The following is a 16,934-nucleotide window of genomic DNA, read 5'->3' on the forward strand; positions in this document are numbered from 1 at the left end:
GGACAGGAGATACAGGGATCGTGAGAACCATCGGTATGACCGCCGGTCGGAAAGTTTCTAGGGCTTTTCCTTCCGTCGTTTATATAGATGCGCCGCGGAAACGGAGCAACTTAGGCCATGGCTGCCGAAGTTGCTCCGTTTTTGCGCAGATATAAGACTTTGTATGCTTCACGCTTTTTGTTACAATAATCAGAGACTTGAAAAGAAAAGGAAGTGGCGGGATGGATGCCAAAGCGGCGGCCAAAGACATCAGACAAGGGAAAATTTCGCCACTCTATGTGCTGTACGGGAGCGAGAAGTTCCGGATGAATGAATTTGCAGCCTTTCTGGAGGAGCACCTGATTGCCAAAGAGGACCGGGATTTTGCTGTCATTCCCTTTGATCTTTCTGAAACGCCGGTTCAGGCGGTTGTGGAGGAAGCGGAGACTGTGCCGTTCATGGTGGAGCGGAAGCTGCTGCTGGTGCGCGATGCTTCTCTGTTCACTGCAGGAAAGGACAATGCCAAGATAGAACACCGTGTGGAGGTTCTCAGCGATTATATGCAGCATCCGGCGGAGTTCAGCGTGATCGTCTTCATGGTCAACAATGACAAGCTGGATGAACGCAAAAAAATTGTTAAGACGGTCAAAACCGCAGGAACGGTGCTCGCATTCAATCCGCTGGGAGCAGAAGAGCTGCTGCGCTGGGTCGAAAAGGGCGTGCGTGACCGGGGCTGCGAGCCGGCACCGGGAGCCGCTGCGGTTCTTGTAGCGAATGCGGGAACAGGGCTGCAGGGGCTGTCGGCAGAGATGGACAAACTGTGCCTGTTCGCCGGCAAGGGCGGAATAGTGGATGCCGCAGCCATAGAGAGTCTGGTGCACCGCGGGACGGAACAGAATGTATTCACACTGGTGGAGGATATCGCTAATCTGCGCCTCGACAAGGCGCTCAATACGCTCTATGAGCTGCTGAAGCAGCGGGAAGAGCCGATCAAGATTGCCGCGCTGATTGCCAGGCAGTTCCGGATTATTTTGCAGGTTAAGGATTTATCTGCCCAGAGCTACTCGCAAGGCCAGATCGCTTCCCAGCTGGGGCTGCATCCGTATGCCGTCAAGCTGGCGGGTGAACAGGCCCGCAAGTTCGAGAGCCAGCGCCTGAGGCAGATCCTCAGCTTCCTGGCCGATCTGGATTACCAGATGAAGACCGGCGCCATCGACAAGGTGCTGGGCCTGGAGATGTTCATGCTGCGTTTGGGAGCCTAGCAGCAACAGCAAGTAGCCTGTCCGCAGCGCCAAAATGCGCTGTGGGCTGGCATTTTGGTTTGAATTGTCCGAAGGACGGTTGCAGCGAAACAACGGCAGAATTGCTGTTGTTGGAGCGCCACAGGCTGGTTTGCAGCCAAAGAACGGCAGAAATGCCGTTGTTGAGTTCTGGCGGCTGGTTTGTTGGGTATAGTAAAGAAAAATGCGCACAAAAAAACCTAACCGTATGCAGCATAGCGGTCAGGTTCTTAAAGTGCGCATTATTAATGTCGCCCTTGGCTTAGGCTTGAGCCTTAAGAGCGTTCAATTTCTTCGCCAAGCGGGATTTTTTGCGGGCAGCCGCATTTTTATGAACCAGGCCTTTGGTTACAGCCTTGTCCAGCTTTTTGGAAGCAGCTTGGAAAGCAGCTTGAGCAGTTTCCACTTCTGTACCAGTCAGAGCTACATCAGCAGTTTTCACAGCTGTACGAAGCGCGGATTTCTGGGAAGCGTTCAGTGCACGGCGTTTTTCGGTCGTCTTGACGCGTTTTACCGCGGATTTGATATTTGGCATTGCATTCACCTCCTGAAAGACATTCGAAATCATCAAATGATTCACAACTTAAAATAGTTTAGCATGACCTCTCACAAAATGCAAGACTAAAGCTTTGAAATTTAACCTTTCCGGCTGTATAAACCATGGCTTTCTCCCGCACACTATCACCAATATGCAAAAGGAGGCTGAACTTATAATGGAACTGGATCTTCAGCTGTATTCGGTACGCACAGATTTGGCGCTGGAAGCAAAGGAAATGGCCCAGGGACCGCAAAAAACGCCGATTCCCGGTGTGAACGAAGAGGTGGAAGAGGCGGATGGCATCAAGGTTACCCGCCTTGCCGTGGCTAATAATGCGGGATCTCAGGCCATTGGGCGTGCCATCGGAAATTACGTAACCCTGGAGGTTCCCGGACTGCGCGGCGGTGATACCGGACTGCAGCAGAAGGTGTCCGTGGTGTTTGCCCGTGAATTTGAGCATTTCATGGACAGAATCGGCATTGACCGCAACTCTTCTGTTCTGATTGTTGGTCTAGGTAACTGGAACGTGACTCCCGATTCACTGGGACCGCTTGTTGTGGAGAATTCGCTGATTACCCGCCAGTTCTATGAGTTGGTTCCCGATCAGGTCTCCCCGGGTTACCGCAATGTAAGCGCGATTGCTCCGGGCGTGCTGGGTCTCACCGGTATTGAATCCAGTGAAGTGGTTCAGGGGATCATCGACCGGACCAAGCCGGATGCGATTATCGCCATAGATGCGCTGGCATCCCGCTCACTGGAGCGGATCAATACGACGATTCAAATCGCCGACATCGGCATCCATCCCGGATCAGGAATTGGCAATAAACGCCGGGGGCTGACTAAGGAGATACTGGGTATCCCCTGCATCGCTATCGGCGTTCCTACCGTCTGCTATGCTTCAACCATTGTGAACAATGTGCTGGAGATGATGAGCAGGCATTTTGGGCAGGCTGGAGCCGGGGCCACTCAAACCAAAGAAATTATGGGCATGCTGGACGACATCTCTGAGCAAGAACGGCTGTCTCTGGTCAAAGAGGTGCTTGAGCCGCTTGGACATGACCTCATTGTGACACCAAAGGAAATTGATGAGTTTATTGAAGAAATCGCCAACATCGTAGCCAGCGGATTGAACGCTGCACTGCATGAGGCTGTTGATCCCGGCAATGTAGGGGCGTATACCCACTGACCAACCTTCCGGTTCAGCCGTGCCCGCCCGGTTTGCCTAACCTAGTCAGCTGTCCCTCCCGCCACAGTCCGCCGTTTCAATCCGTCTGCTCCAGTCTGCATATCCGCAGGTTGAGGCAGGCTTTTTTTACATTTCAGAAAGTATATATTGGGGTTCCCCGCAAAGTACCTGAATCAGCTTCTATGAAATGGCTCTGCTTTCTCCTGCTTTCTGAGGTTGTTTTTGTTAGTTGCTTCTATTAAGTGTTAGACAACACACGCCATCACATAGAGAGATAGAGAGAGCCCGGTTCTTTTTATAGTTCTCTCATTTCAGGTTCTAGCATTCCTCCTCCGCTCATAGATTGGGAGTATAAGAGATTACAGAGGGCTGGAGGAGGACATAACAATAATGAACAGAAAATGGTTTCAGCTATGGAATATCGGCCGGCTGCGGAGCAAGCTGCTGGATGTTCTGTCGCTGGGGAGAACGATGCTGCTGCTGGCCGGAGGTTCACTTGTATTTTTTATGCTGCTTGGAGCCGGCGGATTGGCCGGACAGAAGCTGAACTCTTCGCCCATTCCCTCAATGAAAGGTTTGGCGGCTTCTTTATCAAGCGGGTTTTTTATGGAGCTGCTGGGGATGGAGGTTCCGCATCTGCCGAAAAGTGAAGAGCCGTCCGCATTTTCAGGCTCAAACGTAACGTCCTTCGTCTTCCGGATGCTGACCAGTGTGGACCCTGGGGACCCGAAGAGCCTGCTCTCCCGCGAGGTTCCGGGGCTGGCCGCAGATGATCCTTTTCTGCTCCGGCTGGGGTCGGGCGGTGCTAAAGATGCTCCTGCGGACTACCATCCCGGAACGGATGAACTGGCCGCCGGAGATTCAGAAGCCCATGGTACCGGGGACGGGACGGAACCTGCACATGGCGATGGTGTGGACGAGCCTGGCGGAGAAGAGACTGATCTGCAGCCTGAGCCTACTGAAGCACCAGGGCCGACAAGCGGTAACGGCAGTTCAGCTACACCCGGCAGCAGCGGCCAGGATGCTTCGGTCAAACGGATTTTAATCTATCATTCCCACCCCCGGGAGGCCTATAACCCGCTGCTGGGCGTAGAGAGTGACAACCCAAGTTCAGCTGTTCCTTCCAAAAATGTAATGCTGGTAGGCTCATATATTGCCAAAAGACTGGAGCAGCGCGGAATTGGTACGGTGCATGCGCAACAGGATTACGCGACGACAGTGCCGGATTATAATTGGAACTTTTCCTATAAATATTCGCGCATGACTGTCAAGGCAGCGATGAGCGCCAATCAGGAAATGACTGAAATGATTGATATTCACCGTGATTCACAGCGGCATGGCAAAACTACAGCCGTCATTAACGGAAAAAGTTACGCCCAGGTGTATTTTATCCTCGGCCATGCGAATAAAAATTGGAAGAAGAATGAGGCGTTCGCCAATAAAATCCATCAGCTTCTGGAAAAAAGCTATCCCGGTGTTTCCCGCGGCATTTGGGGGAAATCTTCCGGCAACGGCAACAACGGAGAATACAACCAGACTCTTTCCCCTAACAGTGTATTAATTGAAGTGGGAGGGATCGACAATTCAGAGGATGAGCTAAAACGGACAGCGGATATCCTGGCCGATGCCATTGCGGATGTCTACTGGAACAGCCATGATGCGGAAAAAGCGGCTGCGCCTGATTCTAGTGCAGACACTGTGAAGCAAAGTAACTGATCGTACAAAGGTAAGGAGGAGTATGAAATGTCGCGGTTCGGTAAAAATCTGGTTATGATCGGCTTGTGGGCCGGCATCGGCATATTGATAGGCATGCAGTTCGGCGGCAGTGGCAGCGGAAGCTCCAGGGCTTCTACCGTTTTGCCGGACTGGGGCGGTACAACCGGGACAGCCCAAACCGCGCCAACCGGGAAAGCGGCAGGTACCCGCACCGGCCTCCCGGCCGGTACGGCACAAAGCGGGCAGGCTTATGTATATGTTCCCGTGTCTGTAGATCCTGTAACTGGCGCATATACAGTAGTCCCTGTGCAGCCGCAAGCCACTGCGGGACCTTCTAAGGGCGGGGATTTGCCGCAGCAGGAGGTTCCCGACTACAGCAGGATGAGCCCGGAGCAGATTCTTATCCCCGATGAGCAAAAGCCAACAGTGGACAAGCTGGCTGACAAAACAGCAGGGCTGCTGCAAGAGGCCTCGCAGAAGAGTATCCGCTGGGTGGTTTCGCTGTTCGACTCGGCTGCAGAATAAGCTGCCCACCATTCTGTGCAGGTTGGGCCGCGTAATGCAGTCCATGATATAGCTCATTTTATCGAAGATTGTCGGTCAGTATGCGTGATTATCGGAAAACAGTTGGCGGCTTCGTCTCCCCTGGAGGCGGCAAGTCCGCTTTTTTTCTGTGCTCCGTACCTTTTCTTTGAGTGTCCGGGGCCGGCGGGATTGATGGGTGAAGCGCGTACTGTTATAATAAGTGGATTAACATTAGGCTGTCTGTGGGGGTAAGGAATGACTGACGTTCAGAAAAGACAACAACAAATCCGCAATTTCTCGATTATTGCACATATAGACCATGGCAAATCGACACTGGCCGACCGCATTTTGGAATACACTGGTGCGCTTACTTCGCGCGAAATGCAAGAGCAGGTGCTTGACCAGATGGACCTGGAGCGCGAACGCGGCATCACCATCAAGCTTCAGGCTGTGCGCCTGACTTATCGTGCTGACGACGGTCAGGAGTACTTGCTGAACCTGATTGATACACCGGGGCACGTCGATTTTACCTATGAGGTTTCCCGCAGCCTTGCCGCCTGTGAAGGCGCACTGCTCGTAGTGGATGCGGCACAGGGGATCGAAGCGCAGACACTGGCTAACGTATATCTGGCCTTGGATAACAATCTGGAAATTCTTCCGGTGATCAACAAAATTGATCTGCCGAGCGCCGATCCCGAGCGGGTGAAGCAGGAGATTGAGGATGTGATCGGACTGGATGCCAGCGAAGCTGTGCTGGCTTCTGCCAAAGCAGGCATCGGAATTAAGGAGATTCTGGAACAGGTGGTCAAGCAGGTTCCGGCACCTGCCGGCACCTCCGATGCTCCGCTGAAGGCGCTGATTTTTGACTCCCACTATGATCCTTACAAAGGGGTTATTGTCTATGTCCGCGTCATAGACGGCAAGATCCGTGCCGGTTCGAAGATTAAGATGATGGCTACTGATAAGGTATTTGAAGTTATTGAGGTGGGCGCATTTATGCCGCGCATGAGCATCGTGGATGAGCTGAACATCGGTGATGTCGGCTTCATCGTCGCCGGCATCAAGCATGTCGGCGACACACGGGTTGGGGATACGGTAACGGATGCCAAGAATCCGACACCGGAGCCGCTGCCGGGCTACCGCAAGATTAACCCGATGGTGTACTGCGGGCTGTATCCGATCGAAACCTCAGATTACAACGATCTGCGCGAAGCGCTGGAGAAGCTGCAGCTGAACGATGCTTCGCTCAGCTTTGAACCTGAAAGCTCAAGCGCGCTGGGTTTTGGCTTCCGCTGCGGCTTTCTGGGACTGCTGCACATGGAGATCATTCAGGAGCGTATTGAACGTGAATTCAATCTGCCGCTGATCACTACCGCACCAAGCGTTATTTACCGCATCAAGCTGACCAATGGCGAAACGCTCCAGATTGACAATCCGTCACACTATCCGGAGATCGGAACCATTGATTATGTGGAAGAGCCATACGTCAAAGCCGGGATTATTGTCCCGAACGACTACGTGGGTACTGTAATGGAGCTGTGCCAGAACAAACGCGGCGAATTCGTCAATATGGAGTATCTCGATTCCAACCGGGTAACGATCACTTATCAGATCCCGCTGTCGGAAATCGTGTATGACTTTTTTGACCAGTTGAAATCGGGAACGAAGGGCTATGCATCCTTTGACTATGAAATATCCGGCTACCGCCAGTCCAATCTGGTGAAGATGGACATTCTCCTGAACGGAGAACAGGTCGATGCATTGTCCTTCATCGTCCACCGTGACCGCGCCTATAACCGCGGCCGCATTATCTGCGAGAAGCTGCGCGGAATCATTCCGCGGCAAATGTTCGAGGTGCCGATCCAGGCTTCTGTCGGCACCAAGGTCGTTGCCCGCGAGACGGTGAAGGCGATGCGCAAGAACGTGCTGGCCAAATGCTACGGCGGCGATATCTCACGTAAGCGGAAGCTGCTGGAGAAGCAGAAGGAAGGCAAGAAGCGCATGAAGCAGGTCGGCAGCGTTGAGGTGCCGCAGGAAGCCTTCATGGCGGTGCTTAAGATTGATGAATAGCCGCGAGGCAAGTTTCTTTTTTGCTGAACAATGTGGATAGGGCAAGGACTACTGAAGGGAAGCCTCACGGCTTCCCTTTTCTGGCTAACTAAATGGCCCAACCCAATATGTAAATCTAAAGTTCAATTTCTATAGAACAAAGGAGACAGCTATGACAAACCCTATTAATGGCCGTCCCCCTGAGGCCGTATACATTCATATTCCTTTCTGCACGAATAAATGCTTCTATTGTGATTTCAACTCCTACGTCCTCAAGGACCAGCCTGTCATGGATTACTTGCGTGCGCTGGACCGGGAGATGGAATTGACGGTGAAGCACACACCGCCTGGTGTGATCAAGACGATTTTTGTCGGCGGGGGAACACCTACGGTGCTTAAGCCGGATGAAATGGCCTATTTTCTGAAATCGGTCCGAACACATTTCCCTCAGTGGGATGAGAATATAGAGTTCTCTATGGAGGCCAATCCCGGCACCACAGATAAGGATAAGCTCGCAGTTATGAAGGAGGGCGGCGTCAACCGGGTCAGCTTCGGCGTGCAGGCATTCCAGAATGAGCTGCTGAGCGGCATCGGACGCATCCATAACGTGGATGATGTCTACCGCAGCCTGGAGAACGCGCGCAGTGTCGGTCTGCATAATCTGTCGGTGGATCTGATGTTCGGTCTGCCGAACCAGACCGTAGATATGCTGAGAGAGAGCATCGGCAAAGCGCTGGAGCTTAATCTGCCGCACTATTCCATCTATAGCCTTAAGGTTGAGGAAAATACGCTGTTCCACACCCTGTTCAACAAGAACAAGCTCCCGCTGCCGAGTGAAGAGGATGAACTCGAAATGTATCTCCTGCTGATGTCCACGATGGAGGCTGCGGGCTATGGGCAATACGAGATCAGCAATTTTGCCAAGCCGGGGATGGAGAGCCGTCACAATATTACGTACTGGCGCAATGAGGATTATTACGGCCTCGGCGCGGGGGCGCATGGCTATGTGAAGCGGCAGCGTCATATGAATATTAAGGGGGTTAACCCGTATATCGAAGCTTCGCACAGCGGGCTGCCGCGTCTGGACACCTTCCAGATAACCGAACAGGAGGCGATGGAGGACTTCATGATGGTCGGGCTGCGGATGCGCGAGGGTGTGTCGGATCAGGCGTTCCGGGCGCAGTTCGGGAAGTCTTTGCTGGATATTTTTGCGGGATCGCTGAAGAAAATGCTGGCCGCCGGCCTGATTGAGCAGGATGGGGATACCTACCGTCTAAGCAAGCAAGGCATCCTGTTCGGGAATGATGTGTTCGGGGAATTTGTCGGAGTTTTGACGGAAGTTTAATTTTAAAATACCCCTTGAATTGTAATTCACCGTGTTGTATATTTATTCATATTAACAACAAGGGGTGAATCAAAGTGCTTGTCAAAACGGATGAGATCCGCCAGCCAGCTCCATCGGGAGATCATAAAGTGATATGCAGAAATGCTACAGTGGAGGATGTGGAGCCGCTGTATTTAATGATAGAGGAGTACGCCCAGCGCGGTATTATGCTTCCCCGTTCCAGGCAAGCACTGACCCGCCAGATCGACCAGTTCGTGATTGCGGAATTGGACGGCAAATTCATCGGCTGCGGATCGCTGTTCCGATTGGGCGCTGATCTCGTAGAGGTGCGTTCCATTGGATTGCATGATGAGGGCAAAGGCAAAGGCGTAGGCTCGATGATTCTGGAGCAGTTGACGGAAGAGGCCAGACGCCAGAAGATTCCCAAGATCATGGCATTGACCTATGCAGTGGATTTCTTCCTTAGAAACGGCTTTACCGTCGTGGAGAAGGAGATTTTCCCTGAGAAGGTCTGGACTGATTGCGTGAACTGTAAGAAACAGCATGCCTGCGATGAGATCGCCGTGCTGAAGAAGCTGGATTAAGAACCGGAGCGGGCATCAGGCCTGCGGGATTATTTTATAGTAAATACAGCAACCACTTTTCAGCAGGGCGTAAGCTCTGTACGTAAGAGTGGTTTTTTGGTTGAGTATGAAGGGATGATTTCCTTTCTTGCAGGTAAGATGTGATTAAAGTTGGGGGCAAGTATACGCGAATTCAGCGGATTCACCCAAATTGGTGGAAATCAGCCGGATTCACCGTTTCTGCTTGTTGATTAGGAAATAATGAGTTACTTTCTATAAATCAGCTTGCGCTGCGCTTCCACCAGCCGGGCCAGCTCAGGTGTGGCATAGCCGGAAGGATGAAAAGCTGCAAACATCGCATTGTAGACCACTCTTCGGCTCGAACCGTCGTTCATTTCGATTTCCAGCCAGTATTTATCTCCGACCCACTGTTTGGTTTCCTTGGCCAACTGGTTAAATGGAACATATTTCAGCTTGGGATATTCCCGGATGAATACGGCAGAAGCTTCCGGTGTAAAATCCTTCAGAGGACTCCCGTCCATACCGCTGACAAAACGTACTGTTTTGATTTTGCCTTCAATATCAAGCAGATCGTTAATGGTTTGGGCAGAGGGATTGTCGGTAGCCTCATACAGCCTGTCCCCTGCCATCAGCCGGGCTGCTGTTTTGTAGCCCTTCACCTCGTAGAGCTGCGTACCCACTTCCAGCAACGTGGCGTCTCCATCCAGCATGGGATCACGCGGACAAGTATGGTCTGCTTTGCGGTAGCGGATTTTGCCGATCTTATCCCCTGCTTTCAACCCGCTGATGTCTCCATCGCTATTGTCCATATAGGTAATGCCGTTCCACCGGAGGACAGAGGCATAATCAACGTCCCCGTAATAGCACTTATATGGACCTGCTTTCTCCGGCATCCCGCCCGCCACCCCACCAGGCATGCAGCCAGACAGCATAAGCGCGGTTATCATCAGACTGAATGCAGCCAAGAACCATTGTCTTGGTGACTTCATTGTACATCCCCCCTAAAAGAACAGACGAAGACGCGCGGGATTGGTTGCGTTATCCATCCGGAAATATGGATTTATCTTGAAAAAAATGTAACGCCGCTGTATCCTATTAATTAGGACGTTCGTTCAATTCCATCAAGGATGGTACGGCTATGAATAAAAGGCATTATGACAGTGAAGAAACAAGGTCACTCATCGCAGATAAGGCGGCACGGCTTTTTGCGCAAAAGGGTTTTGCCGGAACCTCAATCGCTGATATTTCCAGGGAATCCGGCTGCAGCAAAGGGCACATTTATTATCATTTTGAGAATAAAGAGAAGCTTTTTGTCTATCTGGCACTGGAAACGATGCGTTCCTGGAAAGAGCGCTGGGAGGCAGTATCCGTCAATTATGGCACGGCTGTGGAGAAGCTGCATGCCATGGCTTCCTTCGTTCACAACAACTACAAAACGCCGCTGCTGCAGGCCGGCCAGGAGTTGGGCAGCAATCCGGCCACTTCACCGGAGACAGTGACAAAGCTGAGAGGGCTGGCTTCAACACCCATGCAGGCATATTATGAAATTTTCAAGCAGGGAATGGAAACCGGAGAATTCGATCTTAGAGAAGAAGAACTGGAGTCCACAGGGTTCTTGTTCGGAACTTTACTGGGCGGGCTGTGTCAATATCTGTATACAATGGAGAATGAGCCGCTGGAGGCGCTGTTTCAGCGCAGTGTGACTATTTTTGTGCATGGGATTTGCAGGAAAGGGTAAAGAGAAGCCGATTCCCTTCTGCCTGACTTGATTAGAACGAACGTACTATTTTGTTCCAATGTGATACGAAGATTTACCACCTTACATAAGAATAGGGGAGATAATGAATGGCTCAGATTCAGCGGGTTGGAATTGTTACCGGAGGCGCTTCGGGAATTGGCAAGGCTTTGTGCAAGGAACTCCTTAAAAGAAGGGTGTACATTGTCATTGCTGATCTGAATGCAGAGGAAGGGGAGAAGACGGTGGCTGAGCTTGAGGGCTTGGGCGGAGCGTGCCGCTTTGTTCAGGTGAATGTCGCGGATGGTTCGGCAGTGGGGGAACTGGTCAATAGCGTGTACCGGGATTTTGGGCGTTTGGATTATATGTTCAACAATGCGGGGATTGCGATGTACGGCGAGATCGGCGATATGACGCAGCAGGACTGGCAAAGGATTCTGGATGTCAATCTGTGGGGAGTAATCCATGGTGTGCAGGCAGCTTATCCTTTAATGAAGGAGCAAGGTTTCGGCAGTATAGCGAATACAGCATCTGCGGCGGGACTGGGACCGGCTCCGGGCAGCGGTGCTTATTCGGCCGCGAAGCATGCGGTGGTGGGGCTGACGACCTCTCTGCATTATGAGGCTGAGGCCTATGGGGTTAACGTTAGCTGCTTGTGTCCGGCGTTTGTCGACACTCCGATTTTTGACAGCGGCGAGGCGGTGCATATGGATAAGAAGAAGGTCCTTGCCCAGGTAAAAAAGCAAAAGCTGATGACTCCTGAACATTTTGCCGGTCTTGCTTTTAAAGGAATAGAGAAGAATAAAGCGCTTGTCAATCCGATGCCGCTGCGCCGTACGATGGATATTGTATTCACCCTTTTTCCTTTTCTGCACCGCAAAGTAATGAGGCTGGTCTGCCGTACAACACGGGAAGCCCGGTTAGGCTGAAATGGGCGCAGCCAAGATACTGAACTGACTTGACAATGTCAAGGTCAGTTTGGTATTTTTGTATTAGCGGTTAGCACTCATCTAACCAGAGTGCTAACGAAATGGGAAGCCGCAGCCGACAGGAGGGAAATTTGCATGTTAACCGAACGCCAGAAAATGATATTGAATGCCATCGTAGATGATTACATTACTTCTGCCGAGCCGGTTGGTTCGCGAAGCATTTCCAAACGGGGAGATGTGGGCTACAGTCCTGCAACGATCCGCAACGAAATGGCCGACTTGGAGGATTTGGGCTATCTGGAACAGCCGCATACTTCAGCAGGCCGAATTCCTTCCCATAAGGGCTACCGCTACTATGTAGATCACCTGGTCCCGTGGAATTCCGCTGAATCGGCTGAATTGGACACGATCCGTGCCTTTTTTGCCGAGAAGCTTAATGCAACGGAGCAGGTTATCCAGCATGCGGCGATGATTCTTTCCAATATGACGAATTACACTTCCATCCTTTTGGGGCCGGAGGTTTTTCATACTTCATTGCGCCATTTCCAGCTGCTGCCGCTGGATGACAGAACCGCTGTGGCGATTATTGTTACCAGTACCGGCCAGGTAGAGAATAAGACGGTGAGTATTCCGCCGGAGATTTCTCTGTCCGAGATGGAGAAAGTGGTTAATCTGCTGAACAGCAAGCTGGTGAATGTACCGCTCTACAAGCTGAAGAGCCAGCTCTATTCCGAGCTTGGGGAGGAGATGCAGCGCCATATCGCCCACTACGAAGAGTTAATGAAGGTGCTGGATACAGCACTGGAGAGCGACCATGAACAGCGCATCTATCTCAGCGGAGCGACCAATATGCTTACCCAGCCGGAGTTCAAGGACGTCGACAAGGTGAAGGATATTCTCGATTTGCTGGAAGAAACACCGACTTTGCTCAAAATGCTTGCTCCCGCATCCGGAGGAACCGGCATGCAGGTGCGTATCGGCATGGAGAATAAGCATGAGGCTTTTGCCAACTGCAGTCTGATTACAGCCACATATTCGCTGGACGGCAAGGCGCTTGGAAGCATCGGCATCCTGGGTCCGACCCGGATGGAATATGCACGCGTAATGGGCATACTGGGGATTCTGTCCCGGGATTTGACAGCGATGCTGGCACACTGGTATAAGTGAACAGAGCGTAAATGTTTTCGTGACGGATATTAAGGAGGTGAAGACAACTTGAAAGAGGAAGAGATTCAGGATTCCAATGAAATTAAAGATCAGGCAATACATGAGAATCAGGCGGCCGATGAGGCTGAAGCAGTCCGCGAGGATGGTGCAGCAGCTTCAGAAGAGGCCATCGGGGAGGCTTCAGGCAAAGGTGAAGAGGCCAAACGCCTGCAGGAGCTGGCAGATGAATATCAAGGGCGGGCGCTGCGTGTACAGGCTGATTTTGACAACTTCCGCCGCCGCACCCAGAAGGAAAAAGAGGAACTGGCGCAGTATGCCACCTCCAAGCTTGTAGGTGAACTGCTTCCGGTGCTCGACAACTTCGAACGTGCCATTGCCACAGCTCCGGCTACTCCGGAATTCGAAGCATTTAACAAAGGCGTGAGTATGATTTTCCAACAGCTGGAAGGGGTATTGAAGTCTGAAGGACTTGCAGCTATGGAAACAGTAGGACAGCCTTTCAACCCTGAATATCATCAGGCCATCATGCAGGTGGAGAGCGAGGAGCACGAGGAAGGCATCGTGACGGAAGAGGTCCAGAAGGGCTATCTCCTGAAGGATAAGGTGCTTCGTCCCGCCATGGTCAAAGTAAGCATGTAGTCCTGTCTATATATGCCGGATGTTAGAGGAAAGCGAACAAATACTTAATCCAAAATCCAACTGGAGCCATAGCTCCATATCATGTTGAGGGGGCACTTACAGTGAGTAAAGTTATCGGTATTGACTTAGGAACCACCAACTCTTGCGTTGCCGTAATGGAAGGCGGCGAAGCTGTCGTTATTCCGAATCCGGAAGGCGCACGCACAACCCCATCGGTTGTCGGCTTCAAGAAGGACGGCGAACGAATTGTAGGCGAAACTGCCAAACGCCAGGCGATTACGAACCCTGACCGCACCATCGCTTCAATTAAGCGCCACATGGGCACGAACCACAAAGAAAGCATTGACGGCAAAGACTACTCGGCACAAGAGATCTCTGCCATGATTCTGCAAAAGCTGAAATCCGATGCTGAAGCTTATCTGGGACAACCGGTGACCCAAGCGGTTATCACGGTTCCTGCGTATTTCAACGACAGCCAGCGTCAAGCTACCAAGGATGCGGGCAAAATTGCCGGTCTGGAAGTTCTGCGTATCGTCAACGAGCCAACCGCAGCGGCGCTTGCTTACGGTCTGGAGAAATCCGAAGACCAGACGATCCTTGTCTATGACCTTGGCGGCGGTACGTTCGACGTATCCATCCTTGAGCTGGGCGACGGCTTCTTCGAAGTAAAAGCTACAAGCGGCGACAACCGTCTTGGCGGCGACGACTTTGACCAGGTAGTTATGGATTATCTCGTAGCTGAATTCAAAAAAGAGCAGGGCATTGACCTGAGCAAAGATAAAGCAGCAGTACAACGTCTGAAGGATGCTGCCGAAAAAGCGAAAAAAGAACTGTCCGGCGTACTGACCACTACAGTATCCCTTCCGTTCATCACGGTGGTTGACGGCGTGCCTCAGCACTTGGAAGTGAACCTGACCCGTGCCAAATTCGATGAGCTGACTGCAGGCCTGGTAGAACGCACTCTGGGACCTACCCGCCAAGCGTTGAGCGATGCAGGCATGACTCCGGCCGATCTGAACAGAATCGTGCTCGTGGGCGGTTCCACACGTATTCCAGCCGTGCAGGATGCAATCAAGAAGCTTACCGGTAAAGAGCCTCACAAAGGCGTTAACCCGGATGAAGTGGTAGCCCTTGGTGCAGCCGTACAAGCGGGTGTATTGACCGGTGACGTAAAAGACGTGGTATTGCTGGACGTAACTCCGCTGTCCCTGGGTATTGAAACTGCAGGCGGCGTGTTCACGAAGATGATCGAACGCAACACCACGATCCCTACAAGCAAATCACAGGTCTTCTCCACCTTTGCCGACAACCAGCCAAGCGTGGAAATTCACGTGCTGCAGGGTGAACGCCAGATGGCGAACGGCAACAAAACCCTGGGACGTTTCATGCTGAACGAGATTCCACCGGCACCGCGCGGCGTACCGCAAATCGAAGTAACCTTCGATATTGACGCCAACGGTATCGTAAATGTATCGGCAACCGATAAAGGCACTAACAAGAGCCAGAAGATCACCATCACTTCCTCCAGCGGCCTGAGCGACGCGGAAGTAGAACAGATGATGAAGGATGCCGAGCTGCACGCTGAGGAAGACCGCAAGCGCAAAGAGCTGGTGGAAGCCAAAAACTCTGCGGACCAACTTGTGTATTCTACAGACAAAGTAATCAAAGACCTGGGCGACAAAGCCGACGCTTCCGAAGTAGACAAAGCGAACGCTGCCAAGGATAAGCTGAAAGCAGCCCTGGAAACCGACAATCTGGAAGAAATCAACGCGGCTACAGAAGCGCTGACCGAGATTGTGCAGCAATTGTCCGTGAAGCTGTATGAACAGGCTGCACAGGCAGAGCAAGGCGCAGAAGGCGGACAGGGAGCCTCTGAAGGTGCGAAGAAAGACAATGTCGTAGACGCTGACTACGAAGTGGTTGACGACGAGAAGAATCAAGGGTAACCTTAAACGATAAGTTTATTCTGTACAAAGGGAAGGTCAAGACCGGGGCATCCCGTGTTTTGACTTTCCTTTTAACATGTTACAGGGGAATCTGAGGATTAGAGTATTGATGTACGGAGGTGAAAGCAGTGGCAGATAAACGCGATTATTATGAGATTCTAGGGCTTAGCAGAGATGCATCAGATGACGAAGTGAAGAAGGCATACCGCAAGCTGGCGCGCCAGTACCACCCGGACGTCAATAAGGCCAGCGATGCGGAGGAGAAGTTCAAGGAAGTGAAGGAAGCCTACGATGTGCTCAGCGACGGCCAGCAGCGCGCGCGGTATGACCAGTATGGGCATATCGATCCTAACCAGGGTATGGGCGGCGGCTTTGGCGGCGGAGGAGACTTCGGCGGACTTGGCGATATTTTCGATATGTTCTTCGGCGGCGGCGGACGCCGTGACCCGAACGCACCGCAGCGCGGCGGTGATTTGCAGTACACCATGACCATTGAGTTCAAGGAAGCGGTATTCGGCAAAGAGACAGATATCACCATCCCGCGCACCGAAACCTGCGACACCTGCTTTGGCTCCGGTGCCAAGCCTGGAACCAAACCGGAAACCTGTTCCGTATGCCACGGCAGCGGCCAACAGGAATTCGTGCAGAATACACCGCTTGGACAGATGCGGAACCGCAGACCTTGCTCCCACTGCTCCGGCACAGGCAAGATCATCAAGGAGAAATGCACAACTTGCGCCGGACAAGGGAAAGTCAAGAAGCAGCGCAAGATTCATGTGCGTATTCCGGCCGGAGTCGATGACGGTGCACAGCTGCGCATGACCGGCGAAGGCGAAGGCGGCACACGCGGAGGTCCTCCAGGGGATCTGTACATTGTGATCCGTGTGAAGACACATGATTTCTTCGTGCGCGAGAACGATGATATTATGTGCGAGGTTCCTCTCACCTTTGCCCAAGCGGCACTTGGCGACGAAATCGAGATTCCAACCCTGACGGAAAAGGTGAAGCTCAAGATTCCGGCAGGCACCCAAACAGGCACCTTCTTCCGGCTCAAAGGCAAGGGTGTGCCTCACCTGCGCGGCTCTGGAACGGGCGATCAGCATGTGCGGGTGATCGTCGTAACGCCAAGCAAGCTCAGTGACGAGCAGAAAGACCTGCTCCGCCAGTTTGCCTCCTATGACGGAGAGAATACACATGAGCAGGAGCAATCCTTCTTTGACCGCGTGAAGCGTGCGTTCCGCGGAGACTGATGCTCTAGAATTAGCTTACCCGGCAATAAATATAGATTTACAGCCAAAAGGCTGTGCATCCTGTTT

General features: G+C 52.2%; 15 protein-coding genes. 13 read left to right on the plus strand and 2 right to left on the minus strand.

Features of this window, described 5'->3' with window-relative positions; all coding sequences use genetic code 11:
- Positions 1 to 221: 221 nt before the first annotated feature.
- Positions 222 to 1,241, plus strand: a complete 1,020-nt coding sequence (gene holA / locus BLQ82_RS23605) for a DNA polymerase III subunit delta (RefSeq protein ID WP_062522099.1) — start codon at positions 222 to 224, stop codon at positions 1,239 to 1,241.
- 280 nt (positions 1,242 to 1,521) lie between these two features.
- Here the strand turns inward: holA and rpsT are convergent, their stop codons facing one another.
- Complete coding sequence (gene rpsT / locus BLQ82_RS23610) at positions 1,522 to 1,794, minus strand: 30S ribosomal protein S20 (protein ID WP_020428112.1); 273 nt, start codon at positions 1,792 to 1,794, stop codon at positions 1,522 to 1,524.
- Between the two features lie 178 nt (positions 1,795 to 1,972).
- Here rpsT and gpr point away from each other — a divergent pair, with 178 nt between their 5' ends.
- The 6 genes from gpr to BLQ82_RS23640 all read left to right on the plus strand — a co-directional run bounded on the left by gpr (position 1,973) and on the right by BLQ82_RS23640 (position 9,202).
- Positions 1,973 to 2,983 (plus strand): GPR endopeptidase, encoded by a 1,011-nt coding sequence (gpr, locus tag BLQ82_RS23615; RefSeq protein WP_062522100.1) that lies wholly within the window; start codon positions 1,973 to 1,975, stop codon positions 2,981 to 2,983.
- Between the two features lie 390 nt (positions 2,984 to 3,373).
- On the plus strand, positions 3,374 to 4,699 hold the full coding sequence (locus tag BLQ82_RS23620) for a stage II sporulation protein P (RefSeq protein WP_062522102.1): 1,326 nt from the start codon (positions 3,374 to 3,376) through the stop codon (positions 4,697 to 4,699).
- A gap of 27 nt (positions 4,700 to 4,726) precedes the next feature.
- Positions 4,727 to 5,224: a hypothetical protein gene (locus BLQ82_RS23625; protein WP_062522104.1), complete on the plus strand. Its 498-nt coding sequence runs from the start codon at positions 4,727 to 4,729 to the stop codon at positions 5,222 to 5,224.
- A 255-nt stretch (positions 5,225 to 5,479) separates the two neighbouring features.
- Positions 5,480 to 7,294 (plus strand): translation elongation factor 4, encoded by a 1,815-nt coding sequence (gene lepA / locus BLQ82_RS23630; protein WP_062522106.1) that lies wholly within the window; start codon positions 5,480 to 5,482, stop codon positions 7,292 to 7,294.
- Between the two features lie 151 nt (positions 7,295 to 7,445).
- On the plus strand, positions 7,446 to 8,618 hold the full coding sequence (gene hemW / locus BLQ82_RS23635) for a radical SAM family heme chaperone HemW (RefSeq protein ID WP_062522107.1): 1,173 nt from the start codon (positions 7,446 to 7,448) through the stop codon (positions 8,616 to 8,618).
- A gap of 74 nt (positions 8,619 to 8,692) precedes the next feature.
- Positions 8,693 to 9,202 carry an N-acetyltransferase gene (locus BLQ82_RS23640; protein WP_143013532.1) on the plus strand — a complete coding sequence of 170 codons (510 nt, stop codon included), beginning with the start codon at positions 8,693 to 8,695 and terminating at the stop codon, positions 9,200 to 9,202.
- Between the two features lie 245 nt (positions 9,203 to 9,447).
- Here BLQ82_RS23640 and BLQ82_RS23645 read toward each other — a convergent pair whose 3' ends face one another.
- A complete protein-coding gene (locus BLQ82_RS23645; protein ID WP_062522110.1) occupies positions 9,448 to 10,191 on the minus strand; it encodes a hypothetical protein in 744 nt (247 codons plus the stop codon).
- A 149-nt stretch (positions 10,192 to 10,340) separates the two neighbouring features.
- Here BLQ82_RS23645 and BLQ82_RS23650 point away from each other — a divergent pair, with 149 nt between their 5' ends.
- From BLQ82_RS23650 to dnaJ, 6 genes are all read left to right on the plus strand, one after another.
- Complete coding sequence (locus BLQ82_RS23650) at positions 10,341 to 10,940, plus strand: TetR/AcrR family transcriptional regulator (protein WP_062522112.1); 600 nt, start codon at positions 10,341 to 10,343, stop codon at positions 10,938 to 10,940.
- A 107-nt stretch (positions 10,941 to 11,047) separates the two neighbouring features.
- On the plus strand, positions 11,048 to 11,866 hold the full coding sequence (locus BLQ82_RS23655; RefSeq protein WP_062522114.1) for an SDR family NAD(P)-dependent oxidoreductase: 819 nt from the start codon (positions 11,048 to 11,050) through the stop codon (positions 11,864 to 11,866).
- Positions 11,867 to 12,001: 135 nt separating this feature from the next.
- Positions 12,002 to 13,033, plus strand: coding sequence for a heat-inducible transcriptional repressor HrcA (hrcA, locus tag BLQ82_RS23660; protein ID WP_062522116.1), 1,032 nt, complete (start codon positions 12,002 to 12,004; stop codon positions 13,031 to 13,033).
- A 48-nt stretch (positions 13,034 to 13,081) separates the two neighbouring features.
- On the plus strand, positions 13,082 to 13,672 hold the full coding sequence (grpE, locus tag BLQ82_RS23665; RefSeq protein WP_062522118.1) for a nucleotide exchange factor GrpE: 591 nt from the start codon (positions 13,082 to 13,084) through the stop codon (positions 13,670 to 13,672).
- A 101-nt stretch (positions 13,673 to 13,773) separates the two neighbouring features.
- On the plus strand, positions 13,774 to 15,618 hold the full coding sequence (dnaK, locus tag BLQ82_RS23670) for a molecular chaperone DnaK (RefSeq protein ID WP_062522120.1): 1,845 nt from the start codon (positions 13,774 to 13,776) through the stop codon (positions 15,616 to 15,618).
- 128 nt (positions 15,619 to 15,746) lie between these two features.
- Positions 15,747 to 16,868, plus strand: a complete 1,122-nt coding sequence (gene dnaJ / locus BLQ82_RS23675; protein ID WP_062522121.1) for a molecular chaperone DnaJ — start codon at positions 15,747 to 15,749, stop codon at positions 16,866 to 16,868.
- The last annotated feature ends 66 nt before the right edge of the window (positions 16,869 to 16,934 follow it).

This window comes from Paenibacillus jilunlii, from assembly GCF_900102965.1.
GTDB classification, from domain to species: Bacteria; Bacillota; Bacilli; order Paenibacillales; family Paenibacillaceae; genus Paenibacillus_AQ; species Paenibacillus_AQ jilunlii.

Bases quoted from the DNA above. Each gene is read 5' to 3' on its own strand.
- holA (WP_062522099.1), top strand. From the start codon at position 222: ATGGATGCCAAAGCGGCGGCCAAAGACATCAGACAAGGGAAAATTTCG.
- rpsT (WP_020428112.1), bottom strand. From the start codon at position 1,794: ATGCCAAATATCAAATCCGCGGTAAAACGCGTCAAGACGACCGAAAAA.
- gpr (WP_062522100.1), top strand. From the start codon at position 1,973: ATGGAACTGGATCTTCAGCTGTATTCGGTACGCACAGATTTGGCGCTG.
- BLQ82_RS23620 (WP_062522102.1), top strand. From the start codon at position 3,374: ATGAACAGAAAATGGTTTCAGCTATGGAATATCGGCCGGCTGCGGAGC.
- BLQ82_RS23625 (WP_062522104.1), top strand. From the start codon at position 4,727: ATGTCGCGGTTCGGTAAAAATCTGGTTATGATCGGCTTGTGGGCCGGC.
- lepA (WP_062522106.1), top strand. From the start codon at position 5,480: ATGACTGACGTTCAGAAAAGACAACAACAAATCCGCAATTTCTCGATT.
- hemW (WP_062522107.1), top strand. From the start codon at position 7,446: ATGACAAACCCTATTAATGGCCGTCCCCCTGAGGCCGTATACATTCAT.
- BLQ82_RS23645 (WP_062522110.1), bottom strand. From the start codon at position 10,191: ATGAAGTCACCAAGACAATGGTTCTTGGCTGCATTCAGTCTGATGATA.
- BLQ82_RS23650 (WP_062522112.1), top strand. From the start codon at position 10,341: ATGAATAAAAGGCATTATGACAGTGAAGAAACAAGGTCACTCATCGCA.
- BLQ82_RS23655 (WP_062522114.1), top strand. From the start codon at position 11,048: ATGGCTCAGATTCAGCGGGTTGGAATTGTTACCGGAGGCGCTTCGGGA.
- hrcA (WP_062522116.1), top strand. From the start codon at position 12,002: ATGTTAACCGAACGCCAGAAAATGATATTGAATGCCATCGTAGATGAT.